The following is a 22,189-nucleotide window of genomic DNA, read 5'->3' as shown; positions in this document are numbered from 1 at the left end:
TACTGGCCGATCGGGGGATCTCTTTTCTGATACATTGTGTCAGCTCAGGGACCGCTGGCAGGTGACCATATGCACATGAATCCGTTGCTGGTATTAATTATTACCGTCATGATAGTGAAGGCTGTCCTGTCACTTTTTCATGAGGGCGAAGGTCTCGCAATACTGGATCTGCTCTGGAACAGATAAATCCGGGCACCCGTTCACTCCGTTATTATCCTGAGTGGCCATCTCCCTGAGCCTCCTCTTACCGGTCCGTAATCCTTCTCCTGCTGCTGTGAACCCTGAGCGATGCGGTCATCCCTGGCTGGCTACACGTCAGGCCTGTGTCAGGAGATCGTCATATCCAAGAAGATAAGCTGCTTTCCTAAGGTAGAGCTAATCTGGCGTCCGTAGAGTGAACTCATCACACTGCTGAACAGGGCTGCAAAATGATGACTCACTCCAGAACCACAGGGCTCAGTAAGGTGCCGGAAGTCACCTTTTTCTTCTGGCTCATCAAAATGATGTCCACCACCGTAGGTGAAACCTTCGCCGATTATTTAAACATGGATCTCGGCTGGGGCTTGACTTACACCACCCTGCTGACCTGTTTTTTATTTGTGGTTGTCCTTGTATTCCAGATGCGCGCGACGCGCTATGTGCCGGCGCTTTACTGGCTGACGGTACTGCTCATCAGTGTGTTCGGCACGCTGCTGACGGACAACCTGACAGACCATTTCAGCGTACCTCTTTCTTTATCCAGTGGGGTGTTTGGTTCGCTGCTGATCCTGACTTTCGTACTCTGGCATAACGAAGAGAAAACCCTGTCAATTCATAGTATCACCACCCGTAAACGCGAGATGTTCTACTGGGTGGCCATACTTTTTACCTTTTCTCTGGGTACCGCCGCGGGTGACTGGCTGGCGGAAGGCATGGATCTTGGCTATCTGAATGCCGCAGCACTGTTCGGCGCTCTGATTGGGCTGACGGCGGCGGCTTTTTATCTGTTCAGGGCAAACAACGTGCTCTGTTTCTGGATTGCCTATATTCTGACGCGCCCCTTCGGGGCTTCCTGCGGTGATTTGCTGTCGCAGCCTCCCGGGAACGGGGGGATTGGTCTGGGCGCGACGGGTACAAGTATTCTGTTTTTGCTAGCCATTCTCAGTCTGGTAGGCTATCTGACTTTCCGCGATAAAATGCAAATGTCGGAAAAATAGCGTCTGCCGGACCTGGCAGATCATACCGGTCTCCGTGATCCCGGACTGCTGAAAGACAAATGAAAAAGATGATGATCCTGGAGATTATCCTGATTGTGCTGACATTCCTGCTGCATCCCGATATCTGCCGCGATGCAGCGTATTATTTGCAGGAACTGGTTTTACTGTTGTCACGCAGATAGTGCCGGAAAGCTCTGTTTGTCCGGAGCCCTTTTTCAGAAGCTGGTTTGGCCATGCCTCGTCAGTGCTTATCCTGAGTGGTTCCTGAACCCGTCCGGCGTGTATACGTCAGCACTCGTTTAGCCACCACGCAGTATCCCGTCCTTTCCCACGTCCCTTTTCCTTTCGCCCCGGTTATCTGAATGCTTTATGCTAGTCTTTCCTGTGAATGCCGAGAAAGGAGACGCTATGCAATTACAGGACACAACGTTATGGACATTGTGTTTGAAAAAATGATTATGACATTATTGCTTGCTCTGTGGCTCTGGTTGTTCTGCAGCATGTACAGAGAGTGGTGGAAAAAAAACAGCGCCAACACGGCTATTGCAGAAGCCGATGCCAGGGAGAAACGCAAATGGCGATATGTCATATGGGGATGGAGAATGTTCCAGCTCCTGTGTCAGCTGTATCTGGCTACGCTGGTTCTCCGATTCGTACTCTCATAATGAAAGGCCCTGCGGCCGGCCAGGCAAGCAGTGTCAGCCTGCTGGCAAATCCGCCGGCCATCACTTTGAATAAGAGACTGCATACGGGATGCTGATTATTTATCAGGCCTTGATAAGGCGTCTGAACAAGAGTTGCTTAATATCCTGTTTGTGCGCAAGTATCGCGTGTGTCGTGACGACAGAATCTTCTGCAGAGTAAATGACGCGGTATCCGTTTGCCGTATTACATTCACGATATTTTGAGACACCCATTTTAAGCAGTTCCGGACAACTCTGACAGCCATAGGGGTAGAGACTCACGCGCTGCTCATACTGATCCAGTATTTCGGCCAGGACGGGAGCAGGGTCAACGTCTGACTGTGTAAGGTGAGATGCGATCTCTGACAGGCAAATTTTCACTGTTTCCGTGTATTCAATTTTAACGACTTTTTTTTCCATTTTTTCACCTTAAGCGGAAAGCGTCCTTACAATCCCTCAAGCAACTGACCTCTGGTAAGCACTTTTCCTTCCGCTCTGTCCTGTTCAGATAGCGTCAGCAGTTTAAGAAGTGCTATGGCATTTTCCCGCTCCTGTTGCTGGTCATAGGACTCAATAACGTAAGCTGGTACACCATTCTGGGTAACCAGAATCGGTTCCGAGAGGTCCAGGGATGCTGCATTTTTTTTGACGAAAGAGATTGTTTCAACTTTCATTGTGGGAGCCTTGTCGTTAAATCAGGACTTAATATAGCCTAAATTTAGTCCAACTGCAATTTGACCCTTATGATTTGACTGCGCTCAACACGGCATCACGAAGCCATTCCGCTGAAAATACGAGTGAGGGTCATTGTCACCGGGAGGCTTTTCTTATCGCGGCCTGTAGTCTGTCAGCGGTTACGGCTTCCGGGAAAACCGTGATGGTGTCGGGAGTCGCCCCGCTAACGGGCATGACGACGATCCCCGGCGTTCCGGTGAGCCCCAGTTCCTCTGCCAGGTTACTGTTTTTCTCAAGGGACGCGGTATGGTCGCCCGGCACAGAGGCGGCCAGCCCTGCCTTTGACGCTGCCGCGAGTATATCCTCTGCCGTCAGCTTGCCTTCATTATGGCCGGTGGCGTAGATGGCATTGTGATAGGTGACATAGGCCTGCGGCCCTTTCTGTTGCCAGACCGTCAGCCCCTGCTGTGCAGCCTGAAGTGAAGCTTCCCAGCGACCACCAAATATTGGCCACTCCTTAAAGAGGTAGCGGACGTCCGGCTGCGCTTTCATGACCTTCTCCAGTTCCGGCGCGAAGCGGCTGCAGAACACGCACTGGTAATCAAAGAATTCAATCACCGCGACCTTTGCAGTATCAGGCCCGTAAGCCGGGGTGTCCGGATCATGCAGAAGGTTCGCCTGATTCTCCATGACGTTGAGTGCAAACATCTTCTGCTTACGTGTTTCCTGCTGTTCCTGCAGCTTATTACTGACGGTCACCAGAATCTCCGGGTGAGATACCAGATAGTCGGCAGCGATTTCGCCGATACGAGCTTCCTGCTCCGGGCTGAATACCGGCTGAGGTGCTGAAGCGTGTGCCGTTGAAATAAAGCTAATGTATGTTGTAACTATTAATGCGGCTAATTTTTTTGCTTTCATTGTCTGATTCTCATGGTTAAAAGGGGGATTAACGTTCTTTCTGAATGGTTCGGGTGAGGGTTTGTTCTTCACGCTCCAGCGTGCGGCCGCGTTCAGTATTTTCTGCCGCCCTGAGCATGTCGCGCTCTACGTTTGCCAGATCTGCAATCACACGCGATGCCCGCGACTGTTCACCAGCGGTCTTGTCAGCACCTTCCAGCTCGCTTCTGACGCCTGCAGCGGCTTTTATTTCCTGTCCATCGGTGTTTTCCTCACCTCTGACCCTGGCGATCACATCCGCATCCGGGTTGAGTGGTTCCGGTTTACGCGGGTTAATGTCTTCCGGTTTCAGTCTGATCACCTCTTCCTGTGGAACTTCCGCCAGCAACGACTCCGGCTGCCTGCTCCGTCCGGCTTCTTCATTGCGAACCTGGTCTGCCAGCATTTGCTCGCGCAGCTGCTGTACGTTCTGTTCGTCCGTCAGCGTGGAGACAATACCCGGCGACACATCCTGTTTTGTCCCACCGCTTACCTTAAGCAGCCATGCTGAAGGCGGTTCATCACCGGTCTGCCAGACCACGCCGTCCTTTGATTTCACCGTCCTTAACGCCGTAAGAGCCTTTCATTACACAGGTAACAGGGACTGATTTACCGGCAATGCCCTGTGTTGCACTAACGGCGATCAGCGCTTTTTCCCCTGGTTTAAACGCAGATGGATAGCTCCAGTTGAATGCCACATCTGACAGTTCTGGAGGCGGTGGCGGAATCTGCTGGTTCTCTTTTTTCGCCTGCGCAATTTGTTGATTTACCCACTCCTTATCAGAGGAGGAAAGGTCGTGCTGACTCAATAACCAGACCAGCAGCGCGGTTCCCATCCAGCCCGGTCCGCTTCGTTCTTTCTCCCGAATAACTGTCTGCAGCTTTTCTGAAGGAAGGGTTTGCGATTGAGACAAAACAGAACGGTATCTGCCGGTTTTTTCAGGTGTCCGCGAGTTGAAGCGGTTGACCGGCGTCACGGGTACAGCGCTTTTATACGTGACCGGTCCTGACGTCGACGGTCGCGGGGAACTTCGTACAGCAGAGCCTTTGGTTGAGGACGAGCTGAAAGACCTTGAGCCAGAACCCGGGCTTTTACCGGCATGCGCAGTTAAGGTGCTGAGCAGTAGTCCTGCGGTCAGGCCTGCTGCCATAAGGCGTCTGGACATTATGTTCATTGCAGCTCCTTAAGGGCTGCCAGCCCGTTAACGGTTATGACGGTCTTATCCCGTGCCTGTTTCTGAATCCACTGAATCTGGCGGGGGTTCAGGAGTTGGGTCACCGGAGAGTGGCTTTCATCCTGCCAGATACGGCAGTTGCCGATGCAGCGAAGTTGCCAGAGATAAGCGCTGCCAGGGTCCTGCAGCTCCTGGTAGATGGAGTAAATCTTTGCAGGTGCGCTGTTCTCTCCTGCCAGCCAGGCCCGTGAGTAGTAACCCGCTGCGCGCTGGCTGTCTTTGATTGTCCACTGTCCTTTTTGCAGTATGTCCCCGGCTGTCATTAACAGCTCTTTGTCCTTCCGGTTTCCTGCTGCTTTTTCTGCGAGCATCAGGAGTGGCTCATAGAGCTCGGGTCGGCTGCCAACAAACCCCGGCGCGTCATCCCGGCTGAACACCAGGACCAGTGCATCCGGATTATTTTTCCGGGCTGCACTCAGAACCAGTGAAGCTGCCAGTTCGCTGTATTGTTCACGAATATCGCTGGAGATATCGCCTGGGTCACTGGCAGACAATTCCAGCCAGGCATGCCAGGGGTCTTTATCAGCGAGGGCCTTTTTCTTTGCCACCTGGAAGCTTTCTTCACCGCGTCCGGTCGCAGGCCCAAATAAAGAGTCCAGCGCGCTGACCATCCCGGCGGCAGCAAGATGAGGTGTACTGAACAACAGGGCCAGAGAGAGTGTGATTGCTGTTTTATGCTTCATTCACTTCGTCCTTTTTGCTATCGGCGCAGTTTTTCTTCCTGAGGAACTTCAGGCCTGGTTTCTTTTCTGGCCAGACGCTCATCACTTCCAGCTGATACCAGTTTCTGACGTTGCTTACCGTGAGGCCTTCCGTTTCGGTCTGACGCTTCAGGTGCTCCCAGGCAGAAAGGTTCAGGGGTTCATAAGCAGAAAGCTTCCTGTCGAATACCTCCGCCCAGCTTTCGTTGTAGCGAGGGACAATTCGCCTGCATATCCACTGACTCGAAAAGAACCAGATAACCAGGAAACCCAGCGCCCATAGTAGTTGGCAGTACGCGAGAACCGGCCACGCGGTCCCAAGGTACATGACAAGCCAGATAAACATGAACCGGCTTCCTTCCGGAGTGGCGCGTCCTGCCTCCCATTCAGCAATGTGTATCCGCATGCTCCTGAGCAGGCTGTTATTACGCTCGTCGTCACGCATTTCGGCTTCCTTAGGGAAGGTGCGAACAAGTCCCTGATATGAGATCATGTTTGTCATCTGGAGCCATGGAACAGGGTTCATCATGAGTCATCAACTTACCTTCGCCGACAGTGAATTCAGCAGTAAGCGCCGTCAGACCAGAAAAGAGATTTTCTTGTCCCGCATGGAGCAGATTCTGCCATGGCAAAACATGGTGGAAGTCATCGAGCCGTTTTACCCCAAGGCTGGTAATGGCCGGCGACCTTATCCGCTGGAAACCATGCTACGCATTCACTGCATGCAGCATTGGTACAACCTGAGCGATGGCGCGATGGAAGATGCTCTGTACGAAATCGCCTCCATGCGCCTGTTTGCCCGATTATCCCTGGATAGCGCCCTGCCGGATCGCACCACCATCATGAATTTCCGCCACCTGCTCGAGCAGCATCAACTGGCCCGTCAATTGTTCAAGACCATCAATCGCTGGCTGGCCGAAGCAGGCGTCATGATGACCCAAGGCACTTTGGTGGATGCCACCATCATTGAGGCACCCAGCTCTACCAAGAACAAAGAGCAGCAACGCGATCCGGAGATGCATCAGACCAAGAAAGGCAATCAGTGGCACTTTGGCATGAAGGCCCACATTGGTGTCGATGCCAAGAGTGGCCTGACCCACAGCCTAGTCACCACCGCGGCCAACGAGCATGACCTCAATCAGCTGGGTAATCTGCTTCATGGAGAGGAGCAATTTGTCTCAGCCGATGCCGGCTACCAAGGAGCGCCACAGCGCGAGGAGCTGGCCGAGGTGGATGTGGACTGGCTGATCGCCGAGCGTCCCGGCAGGGTAAAAACCTTGAAGCAGCATCCGCGCAAGAACAAAACGGCCATCAACATCGAATACATGAAAGCCAGCATCCGTGCCAGGGTGGAGCACCCGTTTCGCATCATCAAGCGGCAGTTCGGCTTCGTGAAAGCCAGATACAAGGGGCTGCTGAAAAACGATAACCAACTGGCGATGTTATTCACCCTGGCCAACCTGTTTCGAGTGGACCAAATGATACGTCAGAGGGAGAGATCTCAGTAAAAACCTGAAATAACGCCAGAAATGGTGGAAAAAATAGCCTAAATAGGCTGATTCGATGTGTTTGCGGGAAAAAAATCGGCCCAGATCCGCGAAATTTTAATCAGCGAGTCAGCTTGGGAAGAAATGACCTGCTTATTCGCACCTTCCATAGCTGACTACCTGCCTTGGAGGATTAATATACGAAATTATTAGTTGTGAATCTTGAGATATGGTAACAATTTCGGACGTATGTTTTTAGTTCATAGTAATCTTTTAAAGCATGCATTATTTATATTGATTTTCTATTCCACATAAATGCCTCGATGTCAGCGCGCGTGATGAGCTGCCTGGAGGAGCTGGCCCCAAGGGTGGAACAGTATTCGATTGACGAGATGTTCCTCGACCTGACCGGCGTTGAGCACTGCATGGACCTGGAGGACTTCGGCCGGCAGCTGCGCCAGCACGTGTATGACTGTACCCGTCTGACCATCGGCGTGGGTGCCAGGCCGACGAAAACCCTGGCAAAATCAGCCCAGTGGGCCTCAAAGGAGTGGAAACAGTTTCGTGGTGTGCTCGCCCTGACCAGGGGGAATCCTCAGCGAACGCGGAAACTGCTTTCACTGCAGCCGGTCGAAGAGATCTGGGGCGTGGGAAACCGTATTGCACGCAAACTTAATGTACTGGGTATCAGGACCGCGCTCGATCTGGCCCTGACGAACCCGGCCTTTATACGCAAAAATTTCTCCGTCGTTCTCGAGCGAACAGTACGCGAACTGAACGGGGAAAGCTGCATGTCGCTTGAGGAAGCACCACCGACGAAACAGCAGATCGTCTGCAGCCGCAGCTTTGGAGAGAAAATCACGGAGTACGATTCGCTCCGCCAGGCTGTCTGTCAGTACGCAGAGCGGGCCTCTGAAAAGCTGCGGAAAGAGCGCCAGTACTGCCGGCATATTTCCGTTTTCATCAAAACGTCTCCGTTCGCCGTTAAAGAGCCTTACTACGGCAACGTGGCCACGGAGAAACTGCTTACACCCACTCAGGACACCCGGGACATTATTGCGGCCGCCACAACGGCTCTGGAGCGTATCTGGAAGGATGGGCACCTGTATGCCAAAGCCGGTGTGATGCTGAATGACTTCACCGGCTCCGGAGTTTCGCAGCTGCAGCTGTTCGACGAACGTCCGCCACGTCCTCACAGCTCTGAGCTGATGAAGGTTCTCGATGGCATTAATCATTCCGGTCTGGGACAGATCTGGTTTTCCGGGCGAGGGATAGCGCCATCATGGCAAATGAAACGCGATATGCTCTCCCCTGCGTACACCACCCGCTGGAAAGATATTCCCGTTGCGAGGATCAGATAAATTCTGCTTTTCTGAGAGAGCCAGTAGTGCTCGCCGCAGCCGAACGACAGGGCGAAGCCCGCGAGTGAGCCAGGAAGCACCAGGGAACAAAACGAACATAATCTTCTTACGCACCTAATACAGGAATCACAGTAACAATCTCAAAATCTGTATTGTGATAGAAACAGCTGAATAGAGTGGGACCATGGTCCCAGTTAAATCCGGCGTGTGGAATCGATATTCCAGGCGGGGTTGAAGGATGAGTTCTGACACGCAAGTAGGAGGTGGGACCGTGGTCCCAGTTAAATCCGGCGTGTGGAATCGATATTCCAGGCGGGGTTGAAGGATGAGTTCTGACACGCAAGTAGGAGGTGGGACCGTGGTCCCAGTTAAATCCGGCGTGTGGAATCGATATTCCAAGCGGGCTTGACGGGTGAGTTCTGACACGCAAGTAGGAAGTGGGACCGTGGTCCCAGTTAATCTGGTGTATGAAATCAGTATTCCGGGATGGGTTACCGTCTGAGTTCTGATATGCAGGTTGAGGGGTGAACTGCGGAACTAGTTAAGGAAAACTAGAAAAAACTGGATCTTTAGATTGTGGTAACAATCAGGTTGGGAGAAGTAAACAGATCTTTTTAACAACACTGGGCTATAGTGCAGAAAATAACTGCTTCGGATGTATATATTCCGAAGCAGCATGTAACGCATTAAGGATATTGGAAATTAATGAAGACTCTCGCGTGTATCATTAAACAGGCTAAACTTTTTGTAAGTCGCGCAGTATGCTTTCTATCTTCTCGATACACTCGGCAGGCAAACGAGATTTATCGAGATTAAAAATCACCTTATCGCCTTTGTATAGGGCTGTCGCACCAGGTACAAATTGATGACGGGTATTAAGGTTTACTTTTTTACCTGATGGCTCTTTCAGAACATCCGTCAGTAAACCAATAACTTCCTCGGATTCAAAGATAACTCCCGCTTTCTTTTGCTCATGAAGCTGTTGTGTCCGTTGCAACAATAAAGCTTCTTTTCCCGAAAATGCTTTGTACAGCGTCTCCCCAGAGCGGGCGGAAAGTTCACCAGGATGAGTAAACAGGGCAACCACTGATTTTGGCAAATGGGCCGTGTTGATGCAACGCGTGATGATTTTACGGGAAATATTCTCAGCTTCAGCCAGAGCAGAGATATTGCCGTTAAAATCATTTTCCAACCGCTGTGCATAACGGTTGCCCCGTTCATAAGCGCTGACAGGACGATAATCATTACCCAGCCGTGATAAAGCCATCATCTGTTCGTCATCGAGATCCCCGACGAGAACACGATAATCTGATGATGTCAGTATGGCGGCTTTACGACGGCGACTACCATCAGCAATTTCAATGACACCTTCTACCCTTCGTCCGAACGCAGGCGTCTGTTGACCACTCAGCATAAAAGAGGGAATCAGATCATCAAGCGCGTCTTCGGTCAGTAGTTCCTGGTCACGTTCATTACCTGACCAGACTCTTGATGCCGTCTCAACACTCTCGCCCGGGATCGCTTCCAGAATAAATTTCACTTCCCGGCCACAAACCGGAAGCAGAATGGTATTCCCGCGGGCCATGGCTCCAACCCGTGCAATTAATGAATCAACCATCGGTGCAGCGGGTGCCGCTGAAGGTTCAGTTTCGGGGCGGATATCTTTTACGGTATGTTTTGGAATGACTGGTGCACGTTTCATTATCTGATCTCCCAGCGAGGTTTAATCAGGCGATCAAAAATTTCATTACAGACAGGCTCCCAGATAGACAGCGCATTTCGCCAGGCTCCTGTAGATGAGCGCTGATCGATAGCCTGCTCAAACACCGTTCTCATACGGATCTGACCTTTACCGACTTCGTCGGTCTCGCGAACAACGTTTTTCAGTACCATGCTTCCCCAGGCATCGCGGATCTGTTCTTCCATCCAGGGTGACTGTGAGCCATTGTTATTGCTGTACTTGGTCAGAAGAATTCTAACGTCAGGTTCAAAACCCTGCAGGTCCACGTTTTTTAACAGGTCGCGCAGCATGTCAAAAAACTGAAGGGCAGAGGTGTAATCAAATAACTCTGCTGGCGTTGGCACGATGAGTACATCTGCAGCACAGACGACATTGATGGTACCAATACCGAGGTTCGGTGCACTGTCGATAACAATGACATCATAATCATGGGCCACTGTTTCGATGGCCAGGCGAAGCATCATATGAGGTTCTGTCGGCAGTTTCCCGTTGTCAAACCTTCCCATTAGTTCTGTCTCAATGCGGTGCAGAGCCAGGCATGAAGGTATGATGTCGAGACCCGGCCAGCAGGTGGCTTTGACGGCATAGGCTGCATCATCGCGCTCACCAAGATAAAAAGGCAGCAGTGTGTCTTCGGCATGGATATGCAAATCAGGGACCCAGCCGTGGTACATGGAGGCTGTGCCTTGAGGATCGTTCCCTTCGACAAGCAGTACTCGCAGCCCTTTCAGCGCCAGGTCCTGTGCCAAATGTACAGATACAGATGTCTTATAGACACCCCCTTTATGTGCTGCCACCGCGATGACGGGCGGAACGCTGTCATCAGGACGGCGCAGACGGGTGCCAAATACATCCCGCATATGGTTGATTTGTTCAATGGTGTAGCCCACCCGCTGCTCTACACGTCCACGCATTTCCATATCAGGATGGGGAAGGCGTCCTGCTTTTTCTGCATCACGGATTGCCTGAGAAGAAACGCCAATCAGATCGGCGGCCTCACCCACACGCCAGCGACGGGTAATTTTCCTGGCTTCCGGGCTATCATCGTTAAACTGTGCAATCGCGATAGCTTTCGTCATTTCATGACCGGCCGTAATGCACTGGTCAAGCGTTTCCATCAGTCCCATTCTTTGTTCCTTATTATTATCTTTGCATTAATCTATTAAATCTTGGTAAAAGGCGCAAAGCAACATTAAAGTTGCAAACCGTCTTAAATATTGCAAAGCCGATCAAAATATAGTCTTGTTCAGTTCAGCATCCGCCTGAAAGGCTGCCGCATGCTTCAGTCAATATCATCCGCTCGCCGCAGAAAGTATGCGCGCGTAGGCGCATGCGTCGAGGAAGCGGAATTACTCCGTACTAACAAGGTGTGGCTGACGCTCTGAAGCTAACGAAGCTCCACTGGAAGGAACTGAATGGTAAGGAATTGACTATAGTATGCAGATTATTGACTGCGGTATGAAGCTGAATAGGAATAGGGAAGAGTAATGACATGCATTTTTCTGCATATCACAGTCAAGACTATTGCCTTTCCTGGTGTTGTATTACTGGGTTGTTGTACCAAGATTCACATTGTGTCATGTCAGTGGTCCATATGTATTGGATGCTGGCTGTTATTCCATATTTCGATCCAGTAATTGATCCTTAAGGAGATCATGTTGAGATCAAAAAGAGATCCCCGGATCGTTTAGCGCCCCGCTACGCCTGAGCCTGGAGACTATCTTCATTAACTGTGGTGTGTGGTATGTTGACTGTTGTGTGCGAGATCAACTATTGCGGTATGCAATTGTATTAACTGGGGTATGTATTTCCGTTGACTGTGATATGCGTATATACTTTCGTTTGTGGATAACCGCGGGTTAATAAAATGGCTATGGAAAATAATGAGTTACCCCTGAATCTTCAGGAGGTCAATAAGACAACGGGTGAAGTTGTTAAGCTGGATGTCAACAGCGCCAGTACTGTTCAGCCTGTTGCGCTCATGAGGCTTGGTCTGTTCGTTCCTACCCTCAAATCGACCTCTAGGAGTAAGACGAACCGCAAAAACGTCACGGATGCGACTGAGGAGCTCGTACAGCTGTCCATTGCCCGGAGTGAAGGGTATACCGATGTCAGGATCACCGGATCGCGCCTCGATATGGATACGGACTTCAAAGTCTGGCTTGGAATCATCCGTTCAATGTATGATTTTGGCGTTAAGGATGACACGCTCAAGCTGTCTTTTGTTGAGTTTGTTAAAATGTGTGGCTTTGACTCCCGGCGCTCTAACAAGAAAATGCGTGACAGGATAAGCAACTCCCTGTTCAAGCTGGCATCCGTAACCCTCAAGTTTCAGAGTGAAACGAAAGGGTGGACTACGCACCTGGTTCAGTCTGCCTATTACGACATCACTGCCGATGTCGTGGAGATCAGGGCAGAGCCCAAGCTCTTTGAGCTTTATCAGATGGACAGGCGGGTCCTGTTGCGTCTGAAAGCCATTGATGCCCTGCAGCGCAAGGAGTCCGCACAGGCACTCTATACCTACATTGAAAGTCTGCCACAGAATCCGGCCCCCATCTCCATGAAGCGTATGCGAGACAGACTCAACCTGACGTCTAACCTCTACACGCAGAACCACACGGTGCGCAAAGCCATGGCGCAGCTGAAGGATATCGGCTATCTGGATTACACCGAATTCAAACGCGGCCGGGCCACCTACTTCAGCGTGCATTACCGTAATCCGAAACTCATCAGTAGCAAGGTCGTTGTTCCCCGTGAGCCGGAAGAGGAAGTACCTGAGCAGAACTATGACGAAGTTATTAAAGCCCTGAAGGCTGCAGGTATTGATCCTCAGAAACTAGCAAAAGCGCTCGCCAGCGTGAAACCGGGAAATGACTGAGGAATGCCGTTTTAGAGTTTGTTGACTGTGGTATGCAGAGCGCATACCACAGTCAATTTATACTGATTCATCATTCCGTTTAGGTTTTGCTTGCCTTGACTGCGATATGCGGATAGGCCTACCGGAGTATTGATATTGACTGCGGTGTGTGGAAGAGCGGGCAGTCTGCTCAACATCTTCACTGCGATATGTTTACTTTCATCACTTAGTCAATATTGTTCGTCAGGGCGGATGCCCTTAGCCCAGTACTTTCACAAAGGGTCTTAACCCACCGAGATCAAAGGATTCCGGGGGCAGCGTCCGGGATTCACTGATCCGCACTCCCGTGTTCCAGAAAGTAGAGAACAGCATTTAATGGTGAAGATCCGGCATATAGAAGAGTAGGGCTCTCACTTCGGGGACGAGTAGGTACGCCAGGGTGGCGCCGGTTAAAGTGGCCATCCTTCTGAGTGCGGCCGCGGTCGCAAAGTCGACCCCATGGGCTTTCGGCAACAGTGAAATGCGTTATGAAGAAAAGGGGGCAATGCAGGGATGAACAGGATCGGAACGAAAAGGTAAGTAATGAAGAAGACGTAAAGTGCGTTACGTGAATTCCGGCCTGGTACAGCCTGGACCCCTGTCAGTTTTCACGTAACGCAAGATTAATTTATTATCGAATAAGTGGATGTCATTACAACTGTCTGTAAATTTTGACAAATTTAGTTATCTTTTTTTCAGCATGGCAACAGCATCAGCCTCTGCCATTGAAAATTGCACACGATGCCTTGCAGCAACATCGAGCGCAAATACCTTTGTATAGACTTCCGTCGAGCTGATCGACTTGTGCCCCATCAGGCTCTGCAGCACCTTCAGCGGAATTCCGGCATACAGCATGTGCATGGCGTAGGAGTGGCGGAACGTGTGTGGCGTCACCGGCACGGAGAACGTCACCCCGTCGGCGGCTGCCGCTTCAACAGCTTCGCCCAGCCAGGTGCGAACGGTACGGTCGGTGATCTCCCAGATGCGCACCTTTTCCGTTCTGCCGGTGCGCTTATTCCGGCGTTCCAGCGGTATTTTCAGGGTGGCCACCATCATTTCCAGCTGGCGGGCATACTGCGGATCGGAAAGCGGAACGTTACGATGAGGCTGGCTGCCGGCCGGAGCACGGCCGGCCGTTCGGGCCGCTTTCTCCACCCGCTGTTTGAGGGTTGCCAGTTGCACGAACGGGTAGGGCGGGGCCAGGGAAAAATCACTCCGGGTCAGGGCCAGTGCTTCGTTAATACGGGCGCCGGTGTTCCACAGGGTGGTCAGCAGCATCTTACGGTGAAGATCGGGCACGTAGTGGAGCAGGGCGCTCACTTCCGGCGCCAGCAGGTATTTCGGCAGTTCGTCCTGAACGAGCGCCATCTGGCGCAGTGCCAGCGCGGCCGGGTAATCGATGGCCACCGGCAGCTGAGCAGAGGAAAAAGCCCCGCTATGGCCTGGCAGTGCTGGCATCATGTTATGTCACCATTGTCATTAGAGTGTGCAGTGCATCACCGGTGCATCCGGGGATGCCGGACCCGGCAGGATCAGATACTCGGTAGCAGATTTGACACGATAATTGGTGTAATCTTCAAACGAAACCGGGCTTGCTTTCATCCCCGAGAGAAAAGTTTCTTCAAGACCGCGGGCACGCGGAAGCGATAGTTCTATCGTCTCAGGATCGATGGCCATTTTCTGGCGGGTGGCTTCCAGCTCAGTGGTCAGCTGGTATTTTTCCGTACGAAAAGGAATACTCTCTTCAGCGTTTCGCTGTGTATAGGTCACGTCAAACATCATGCGATCACCGTCGTTCTGCAGTACCACGCCCCTGAGGAGACTTTCTATACGAACGGGGGATTCACCTTTCTGCGGAATCTCCGAGGTCCGGCTGCAGATAATCACCATCCCGGGTTTCTGACTGGCATTAACCATCCGCATTTCACTGAGCGTTGCCGCCCCTGCATCCCGTGCAGTCACACCCAGCAGGATCGTCAGCCCCATTATAAAACCGGTCAGTTTACACATCGTTCCTGTATCCTTTACGTTAATGTCTGGATCATCTTCAGGGAGAAATCCCGCCGGACTACACTATCGAGTGACATGTGGCCGCCAGAGGGTGTCCAGCCGACCACTCATTAAATGCTGCTGTCGGCTATCAGTAGCGACCAAGAGTCATTAACTGGAAGCATTTTTCCTCGGAGAGCTCTCCTTCTTTCTTTGGGAGAGGGCCAAGGAAAGGAGTTATCACATCGACTTCTGTGGACAGATACCATGTGTCATCAGCATCATCCCACCAGGCAACTGTGCGATCGTCCCAAGTGTGTATCTCAAGGTAGCAGCCGTATCCGTATATGTGCTCAAACTCCGATTCTTCCATCCAGACTCTGTCATGCCCAAGGATTATGAGAGCCTCAAATAAAACACTCAGTGTAATTTTCATATTCATAATCAACTTCCTTATTATTTAATATCTATTAGTTCTATTTATTTATCATCGCCAGCAGAACATTCCGTTGCCCGCCTGCATTGATTAGCAGAATAACAGTCACCGCCCGCAATTACCGGATCTCACTCTTTTTGACTTCCGAAAAATTCATAATAGCAAAGTTTTCGGAAGCGATGATGAACAGATTAACAGGATTTACTCGTCAGGTCGGTCTGATGCGGAGAGGGTGAAAGTTATCTAACTACTTAAAGTGTAGCACATTTTTAATTTTCGTTTCACAAATCAGCGCAGAAAATCGCCGTGATCCGGAACTACCTTTTTTCGGATCTCAGAAGTGGAGAAGAGGAATTATTGCAGCATGGACACAAAAAACGAGTAATTGTTGCGATGAGTGGACTATTGCACCATGAGCAAATATAAATGACTTTATGCGTCCTGCGGTTAAATATATTGTTCATGCCGTCCGGCTGAACCCCGGGTCAGGGGATCAGCCGGGAAGGAGAACGTCACGGTTCTGTTTTCCGCGACAGGGTCTTTCTTTTTTTCTTCAGGTACATCACTTCGTCACATTTACCGATCATCTCCGCCAGCGTCGTATAATGGTCTGCGTTATTGATCAGTTCGCCAAAGGAATAATTGATGTTGTAGGGCTTGCCCGAGGTGTCATTGTAATGATCGAGACTGGCACTCAGCGCGTGCAGATAAGACTGAGTGTTAGCGTTTCGCCGGATCAGGGCGGCAAACTCATCCCCGCCGAGGCGGCCTGCTATTTCACCCGGTTCAAGGTGCTGATGTAAAAAGCCGGCAAAGATCTTCAGCACCTCGTCACCTTCCGCGTGTCCCCAGAGATCGTTAACCGGTTTGAACCTGTCCAGATCGAAATAGATGAGGCTGAACGACGCATCCTGCCGGTTCATTGCGCGGAAGAGTTTTTCGCCGGCGCGGTAAAACCCGCGCCGGTTGGGAATGCCCGTCAGGCTGTCCGTCATGGCCATGCTGATGGCCTCGAATTCGTCCTCCACGATACAGGCCAGGTCCCGGAGGGACGCAATGTCCTCATCCGTGAAGGCGCGGGGAACGGTGTGGATCAGGCACAGCGTGCCGGCCACCGTGCCGTCCGGCAGGCTCACCGGCTGGCCGGCGTAGAACCGGATGTGTGGCTCACCGGTAACCAGGGGATTATCGTGAAATCGCGCATCGGCAGCCGCATCGTGAATGATAAAAGGCCCTTCCTGCAGAATGGCGTGCCCGCAGAACGAAATATCACGTGGAGTTTCGCGCACGCCGACGCCCTGGCAGGCGAGGAGCCACTGGCGCTCGCGATCCAGCAGGCTTATCAGGGCCACCGGGACCTGAAAGGCTTTGCGGGCCAGCCGCGTCAGGCGTTCAAAACGCTCATCGTCACGGGTATCAAGAAGGCCGGTAATATACAGGGACTTCAGCCTCTGTTCTTCATTCTCCGGTATACCGGGTGCCTGCATGTAATCTCCTGGTATGTACAAAGTATATATGCAGATGAAAAGGTGTTTGGATCTGACTGAGTGTAATTATAGTTCACGACTTATCTGCCAGCGGCTGAACTTCAGGTACAGGAATTCACGTTTATCACTCGTACTAGACTCTCCGGAGGACCAGGGGAATGACCGGGTCTGTTACGGTGAGGGAATCTGTAAACCTCAGGATTTTTGCCGGGAAAGTACGTATAACTGCTATCTTGATTAGTAAATGTTAAAATTTGTAGGTATCCACCCGTTAAACAAAATGATTAATATTTAAAAATACTCGTTGAACACCCGTGCCGTAATAATGAAGTACATTAAAAATGTTATCCGGTCATGTGAAGCTGAGACCGTCTCTTCGTCATGTAAAATGCCGTACTTTCTTTGTCGTGAAGAATGACCGGGTTAAGTCCATAAGGTTGAGAGGAAGTCTGCTGATGTGATACGCTCAAGGCGGGATTTATCTCAGTGAGAACTCACGGCAACAAAAAGTTTTTGGACAACAAAACACAAAGTTGTTTTGGACTGTAGGAGTCCAAGAGACAATGACATTACATACAACGCCGTGTAACGGATTTTACATTATTACAAAGCCTGTGTTACAAGAGAGTTATGGACATGATTGAAAAAATATGTGAAGTAATTGATGGTGAATACGTCTGTGATATAGATATTAGCGTTGAAGAATGGAAGATTTTATTAAGGGATAAAAAAGTTTTTGATGACAAAAGTATTGCAGCGTTAAAAAAATGGTTCATTGAGCCAGACCATTCCTGTACATGTTTCGATATCGGCAAGAAGTACGACCTGCACAGTATGAGTGCTAATGGTGTAATCAATGGGTTGGGTGGAAGAGTTCAGAAGCAGCTTGGCCGATTCGAGGTTAAAGGAGTCGGAAAGATTGCTTCCGGGACAAAATTCATTACAGTCATGAAAAGTAGAGAAATTAAAGGAAACCCAAAGCGAAATTTATGGACTATCCGTGAAGAACTTGTTCAGGCAATAAAAGAACTAGATTTTTTTAGTACGAACGAAAGCTCAAGCATTGATTTTTACTCAGATAATGATTTGATCACTGCTCTAGAAGAAAGTAATCACTTTGACGTTACTCAGACATTTGAGTATAGCGAAAAAGCGAAACCTAAGAAAGCTGCAATAGAAGTCAAAAATGGACTCTCATACCCAAGAAGTAAATCTGTTTCAAAAAATGCGCTTAACAAAGCTGATTATAAATGTGAAATTAATTGCGACCATCCAACGTTCAGAAGGCGAAACTCTCCCCTAAATTACACAGAACCTCATCACATTGTCCCGATGTCAAAGCAAGACTATTTTGAGAATTCACTGGATGTGGAAGAGAATATCATATCACTATGTTGCAACTGCCATAAACAAATTCATCTTGGCAAGGGGTTTGAAGATATGTTGAGGAAAATATATGCCGAGCGGAAAGATGTATTAAAAAAAGCGGGAATCGAGATATTATTAGAGGATTTGATTCTTTTTTACAAGATGGAAGGTAATTAATCTTCGAGAAGATGCATGCTTATTTTTATTTTTAGCAATGAATGTGAAATACTGCCTGACTATCAATCCTGTCATGTGGTTCAGATTTATGGGGGAGGATTTTAATATTTTACCAGCATGGCATGTCGATCAATCGGTTAAGTATAGCGCCAGGTAACCAGACGGATTTTCCCTCTCAGGCGGGAGTCGTTATCCATCGTCCAGTACCTGATCAAAAGTAGGAATAATTACAAAAAAATTAAATTGTATGACTATTATTTCCGTTCAGAAAAGAAAGTTACATTAAAAACCCGAAATTATTCGGGTTTTTAATTAGTTAAGTACTATATGTTTTCGTGTCCGAGGGTACCCTAAGAGGGTGCGCAAGACAACACTCCAGTGTTCATTATTTATGACTGTCAAGCCATTTATTCATCTGCTCAATTTCACCTTTTTGAGCTTTAATGATGTCCTGCGCGAGCTTTCTCATTTCCGGATCTTTTCCGTATTTGAGCTCGGTCTCAGCCATTGCGATTGCCCCTTCATGGTGTGCGATCATACCTTTTGCAAAGGCCTTATCGGGATTGGATTCATTAACGGCGGCCATCATTTTTTCATGCATATTTTTCATGCCAGCCATATATTCCTGTGATGATGCCGATGAGTGCATATCTGACATTTTCATTTCCGAATGTTCAGCAGAAATGGCTGGCAGGGATAACATTAATATTACAAAAAGGGTGTTTTTGATTTTCATATAATAATTCCTTTCAGACAGGTACCGGTTAAGTGTAGCTGAGTCAGACAAAAAAGCCCCCTGACGGGGGGCAAAAATGTAGCAACGTTGTTTCAGGAAAATCTATCAGGGAAAAGGTAACAGCACGGATACTACCGTCGCATTCAGCCTGCATTGATCATGCGGCGGTGCGCTTCGGCCATGGCCTGATGTGGGCCGGATTGCCCGTTATTCATGAATTCATGGGCAACCGCTGCTCTTTCATGCTCATTCATCGCCGCGTAAGACGTTGACGGGACGGTCGTGGATACCGTGTTATTTCCCATCATCTTCTGATGACTTTCCACCATTTTCTGGTGCGCATCCGCCGAGCCGTTCGTCATGGTTTCATGAGCAATAATGGCCTGTTCATGCTGGTCCATACCGGTCATACGAGGAGCAGTCCCCTGGATCCCGACAGGAGCCGCAGCAGACTGCATCTGGTGAGCAGGAGCCTGTGCATTGTTGACGCGATCATGGATATTCACGGTTTCAGTGGCCCAGGCCGATGAAATTAAACCAAAGCCCAGCAAGGATGCTAATACGATATTTTTCATGATAACTCTCCATTTCTGAATTAGTGATGTCCGGGGAAGTACAACCGGTGTTTTCAGTTCCATAACTGAAACAAGTTCGGCAGCGTTTATTTCTCCGGAAGAGGGCTGGATATTCATTTCCTGGCGTACTCTGACGCCGGGTATTGATGAAGCAATCCAGCCTTCCTGATAAGTTGCACTAATTATATCGAATGGCTTCTGTTTGCTGCATGACAGGCTAATGACATCTTTGTCATTTACATCTTTATTTTCAGCATTGGGTTTCCGGGATCATTTTCTCCAGTCTGGGCACGGATAAGATAAAACGCGTGGAGCGTACGTCTGATTCCACCTGCACTCTTCCGTGATGTGCTTCCACGATTGACTTCACAATCGCAAGGCCGATGCCGCTGCCTTCTCCTTTTCGTTGTCTGGATGGATCCACCCGATAAAAACGGTCAAACAGCCTTGATAAATGTTCTTCAGGGATCGGTTTCCCCGGATTTTCAATCACAAGGTCAAAAAAGCTCTCCTGCTCTCTTATTGAGACGGTGATTGCCTGTCCCTCCGGGGTATAACGCAGGGCATTGGATAACAGATTATTGATCGCCCTTCTGAACATTTGTGGATCTCCCTCAACCAGGCAGGGCATCCCGTCAAATTTGAGCGTGATATTGCGTTCTTCGGCCCAGGCTTCGAAAAACTCGAAGACTTTCATGACTTCCGCTCTGAGGTCAAACATGACCCTGTCAGGTATCAGCTGATTATTGTCTGCCTGCGCCAGGAACAGCATGTCGCTGACCATTTTGGTCATCCGGTTATACTCTTCCAGGCTGGAGTAGAGGACATCCTCAAGTTCCTTCTGGGTTCGATCCTGACTCAGCGCGATTTCAGTCTGTGTCACCAGATTGGTGATGGGCGTTCTGATCTCGTGCGCGATATCGGCAGAGAAATTGGCCTGGCGGGTAAAGACATCCTCAATCTTTCCAATCATATGATTGAACGAGATAACCAGTTGCTCCAGCTCAATGGGAACCCGTGTCGGTTCCAGCCGCGCATCAAGATTCTCGGAGGTGATGCTTTTAATGGCATTGCTGACATTACGAAGGGGCAGATGCCCCTGACGGACAGCGATGCGAATGATCAGAACAATCAGCAGGCTTATCACAACAGCGATTGCAATCAGATTTTTTTTCAGCGCATCAAGGTAATGGAGATGGAAATTAATGGAGAGGCCAGTCAGCATGACATAGTTCTGCTGTTTGCCCTGAAATATCGCCTGGCCAGAGGAGGCGATAATCCGGTATGTTTCCATCTTCATTCCGGACCCGGTATCCATCGGTCCCGCAGGATCCTCCACCGTCCAGAGAAAGACATCCCGTGCGCGGCTGTGCTCGCTAAAATCTGCTGAATTCACTGCCGGGCGTAGTGCCGCCCCCTGAGCTGAGCTCAAGAGCACTTCACCCCTGGGATTGAGGAGCAAAAGGGCAACGTTGCGGTAGCTGGCAATTGATTCCTTTATTTTGCTTACTTTTTTTTCATCCGGATCTGCCGGGGACTGGAGTATACGGCTCAGTGTGGTGCTGATTTGTTGCAGATCGCTGACATCCTGCTCGGCAAAATGCTTTTCAACAGAATGCAGCATAAACCAGGTGAAGGCGATAAACGCCAGTATTGTGGACAGGCTGATAAAAAAGGTCAGCCGCAGAGCGAGTGAGAAAGGTCGTCTGGACGGTTTGCTATGCATCCGGGATCTCCAGCATGTAGCCCACGCCCCGCACTGTCTGGATCAGTTTTGTCCCGTAATCGTTGTCTATTTTAGCGCGGAGTCGCTTTACTGCGACATCAATCGCGTTAGTGTCGCTGTCAAAATTCATGTCCCAGACCTGAGAGGCAATCAGGGAGCGGGGAAGAACTTCTCCCTGATGGCGAATGAAGAATTCCAGCAAGCTGAACTCTTTACTGGTGAGCACAATGCGGTTCCCGGCGCGGCTGACTTTTCTGGATACGAGATCAACCGAGAGGTCAGCCACTTTAAGCTGGCTTTCCGTGATCATCGTGTTTCCCCGCCTGAGGAGGGTTCTTACCCGGGCGAGCAGTTCAGCAAACGCAAAGGGCTTCACCAGATAATCGTCCGCACCCAGCTCAAGTCCTTTGACCCTGTGTTCAATCGTGCCAAGGGCCGTCAGCAGTAATACCGGCATCCCCTTTCCGGCACTGCGCAGCATACGGATGATATCCCAGCCGTTTACATCAGGCAGCATGATATCCAGGATGACTAAATCATACTCGGCTGTCATGGCAAGATGATATCCGGTCAGACCATTATCAGCGTGATCCACGACGAACCCCGCCTCTGTCAGCCCCTTGCTGAGATATTCACCTGTTTTAATTTCGTCTTCAACGATTAATATTTTCATCATGCTCCCCGGCTGGCTGCTAATGTCATTTTATTGCGCCCACGATCGTTATCAACGGATTACAGCAAAAATGACAACATTGTCATTATCCTGTCACCCGGCAAACAGAGA

General features: G+C 50.0%; 22 protein-coding genes and 2 pseudogenes. 6 read left to right on the top strand and 18 right to left on the bottom strand.

The features are described 5' to 3' along the window. The first annotated feature begins 428 nt into the window (after nt 1–428). Nucleotides 429–1,196 (top strand): hypothetical protein, encoded by a 768-nt coding sequence (locus LCD46_23010; protein ID UOY73143.1) that lies wholly within the window; start codon nt 429–431, stop codon nt 1,194–1,196. 431 nt (nt 1,197–1,627) lie between these two features. After that, on the top strand, nt 1,628–1,861 hold the full coding sequence (locus LCD46_23005) for a hypothetical protein (GenBank protein ID UOY73142.1): 234 nt from the start codon (nt 1,628–1,630) through the stop codon (nt 1,859–1,861). A 102-nt stretch (nt 1,862–1,963) separates the two neighbouring features. On the opposite strand, the gene LCD46_23000 is transcribed toward LCD46_23005, so the two are convergent. The 7 genes from LCD46_23000 to LCD46_22970 all read right to left on the bottom strand — a co-directional run bounded on the left by LCD46_23000 (nt 1,964) and on the right by LCD46_22970 (nt 5,772). Further along, nucleotides 1,964–2,299, bottom strand: coding sequence for a type II toxin-antitoxin system RelE/ParE family toxin (locus LCD46_23000; GenBank protein UOY73141.1), 336 nt, complete (start codon nt 2,297–2,299; stop codon nt 1,964–1,966). A 26-nt stretch (nt 2,300–2,325) separates the two neighbouring features. Beyond that, nucleotides 2,326–2,553: a type II toxin-antitoxin system Phd/YefM family antitoxin gene (locus LCD46_22995; GenBank protein ID UOY73140.1), complete on the bottom strand. Its 228-nt coding sequence runs from the start codon at nt 2,551–2,553 to the stop codon at nt 2,326–2,328. 136 nt (nt 2,554–2,689) lie between these two features. Beyond that, entirely contained in the window at nt 2,690–3,472 is a 783-nt protein-coding gene (locus LCD46_22990) for a DsbA family protein (GenBank protein ID UOY73139.1), read from the bottom strand. A gap of 28 nt (nt 3,473–3,500) precedes the next feature. Next, entirely contained in the window at nt 3,501–4,049 is a 549-nt protein-coding gene (locus tag LCD46_22985; protein UOY73138.1) for a hypothetical protein, read from the bottom strand. Further along, nucleotides 4,012–4,656: a hypothetical protein gene (locus LCD46_22980; protein ID UOY73137.1), complete on the bottom strand. Its 645-nt coding sequence runs from the start codon at nt 4,654–4,656 to the stop codon at nt 4,012–4,014. Before LCD46_22980 ends, LCD46_22985 begins: the two co-directional genes overlap by 38 nt. Nucleotides 4,657–4,661: 5 nt before the next feature. Next, nucleotides 4,662–5,408: a hypothetical protein gene (locus tag LCD46_22975; protein UOY73136.1), complete on the bottom strand. Its 747-nt coding sequence runs from the start codon at nt 5,406–5,408 to the stop codon at nt 4,662–4,664. Beyond that, entirely contained in the window at nt 5,398–5,772 is a 375-nt protein-coding gene (locus LCD46_22970; protein UOY73135.1) for a hypothetical protein, read from the bottom strand. Before LCD46_22970 ends, LCD46_22975 begins: the two co-directional genes overlap by 11 nt. A 181-nt stretch (nt 5,773–5,953) precedes the next feature. Here LCD46_22970 and LCD46_22965 point away from each other — a divergent pair, with 181 nt between their 5' ends. Both LCD46_22965 and umuC read left to right on the top strand, forming a co-directional pair. After that, nucleotides 5,954–6,934, top strand: a complete 981-nt coding sequence (locus LCD46_22965) for an IS5 family transposase (protein UOY73134.1) — start codon at nt 5,954–5,956, stop codon at nt 6,932–6,934. 296 nt (nt 6,935–7,230) lie between these two features. Then, a pseudogene (gene umuC / locus LCD46_22960) lies at nt 7,231–8,274 on the top strand (translesion error-prone DNA polymerase V subunit UmuC). A gap of 736 nt (nt 8,275–9,010) precedes the next feature. On the opposite strand, the gene LCD46_22955 reads toward umuC, so the two are convergent. After that, complete coding sequence (locus LCD46_22955) at nt 9,011–9,976, bottom strand: ParB/RepB/Spo0J family plasmid partition protein (protein UOY73133.1); 966 nt, start codon at nt 9,974–9,976, stop codon at nt 9,011–9,013. Further along, nucleotides 9,976–11,142 (bottom strand): plasmid-partitioning protein SopA, encoded by a 1,167-nt coding sequence (gene sopA / locus LCD46_22950; protein UOY73132.1) that lies wholly within the window; start codon nt 11,140–11,142, stop codon nt 9,976–9,978. The genes LCD46_22955 and sopA overlap by 1 nt, the downstream gene beginning before the upstream one ends. A gap of 740 nt (nt 11,143–11,882) precedes the next feature. On the opposite strand from sopA, the gene LCD46_22945 reads away from it, so the two are divergent. Beyond that, nucleotides 11,883–12,893: a replication initiation protein gene (locus tag LCD46_22945; protein ID UOY73131.1), complete on the top strand. Its 1,011-nt coding sequence runs from the start codon at nt 11,883–11,885 to the stop codon at nt 12,891–12,893. A gap of 243 nt (nt 12,894–13,136) precedes the next feature. Here the strand turns inward: LCD46_22945 and LCD46_22940 are convergent. The 5 genes and pseudogenes from LCD46_22940 to LCD46_22920 all read right to left on the bottom strand — a co-directional run bounded on the left by LCD46_22940 (nt 13,137) and on the right by LCD46_22920 (nt 16,823). After that, nucleotides 13,137–13,394: pseudogene (locus tag LCD46_22940) on the bottom strand (site-specific integrase). A 201-nt stretch (nt 13,395–13,595) separates the two neighbouring features. Further along, on the bottom strand, nt 13,596–14,372 hold the full coding sequence (locus LCD46_22935; protein ID UOY73130.1) for a site-specific integrase: 777 nt from the start codon (nt 14,370–14,372) through the stop codon (nt 13,596–13,598). Nucleotides 14,373–14,390: 18 nt separating this feature from the next. Beyond that, entirely contained in the window at nt 14,391–14,921 is a 531-nt protein-coding gene (locus LCD46_22930) for a hypothetical protein (protein UOY73129.1), read from the bottom strand. A gap of 130 nt (nt 14,922–15,051) precedes the next feature. Continuing rightward, entirely contained in the window at nt 15,052–15,342 is a 291-nt protein-coding gene (locus LCD46_22925) for a hypothetical protein (protein UOY73128.1), read from the bottom strand. A 506-nt stretch (nt 15,343–15,848) separates the two neighbouring features. Next, nucleotides 15,849–16,823, bottom strand: coding sequence for a sensor domain-containing diguanylate cyclase (locus LCD46_22920; protein UOY73127.1), 975 nt, complete (start codon nt 16,821–16,823; stop codon nt 15,849–15,851). A gap of 636 nt (nt 16,824–17,459) precedes the next feature. Here LCD46_22920 and LCD46_22915 point away from each other — a divergent pair. After that, a complete protein-coding gene (locus LCD46_22915) occupies nt 17,460–18,368 on the top strand; it encodes an HNH endonuclease (protein ID UOY73150.1) in 909 nt (302 codons plus the stop codon). A gap of 385 nt (nt 18,369–18,753) precedes the next feature. On the opposite strand, the gene LCD46_22910 is transcribed toward LCD46_22915, so the two are convergent. The 4 genes from LCD46_22910 to silR all read right to left on the bottom strand — a co-directional run bounded on the left by LCD46_22910 (nt 18,754) and on the right by silR (nt 22,078). Further along, nucleotides 18,754–19,104, bottom strand: coding sequence for a DUF305 domain-containing protein (locus LCD46_22910; GenBank protein UOY73126.1), 351 nt, complete (start codon nt 19,102–19,104; stop codon nt 18,754–18,756). 143 nt (nt 19,105–19,247) lie between these two features. Then, the gene (silE, locus tag LCD46_22905) at nt 19,248–19,679 is read right to left on the bottom strand and encodes a silver-binding protein SilE (GenBank protein ID UOY73125.1); all 432 of its coding nucleotides are present in this window, start codon (nt 19,677–19,679) and stop codon (nt 19,248–19,250) included. Between the two features lie 250 nt (nt 19,680–19,929). After that, nucleotides 19,930–21,405, bottom strand: a complete 1,476-nt coding sequence (silS, locus tag LCD46_22900; protein ID UOY73124.1) for a copper/silver sensor histidine kinase SilS — start codon at nt 21,403–21,405, stop codon at nt 19,930–19,932. Then, nucleotides 21,398–22,078, bottom strand: a complete 681-nt coding sequence (gene silR / locus LCD46_22895; protein UOY73149.1) for a copper/silver response regulator transcription factor SilR — start codon at nt 22,076–22,078, stop codon at nt 21,398–21,400. Before silR ends, silS begins: the two co-directional genes overlap by 8 nt. Nucleotides 22,079–22,189 lie beyond the last annotated feature (111 nt).

This window comes from Enterobacter ludwigii, from assembly GCA_023023105.1.
GTDB classification, from domain to species: domain Bacteria; phylum Pseudomonadota; class Gammaproteobacteria; order Enterobacterales; family Enterobacteriaceae; genus Enterobacter; species Enterobacter adelaidei.
Note: the sequence above shows the minus strand (reverse complement) of the source record. Positions and strands in the feature narration are given on the sequence as shown.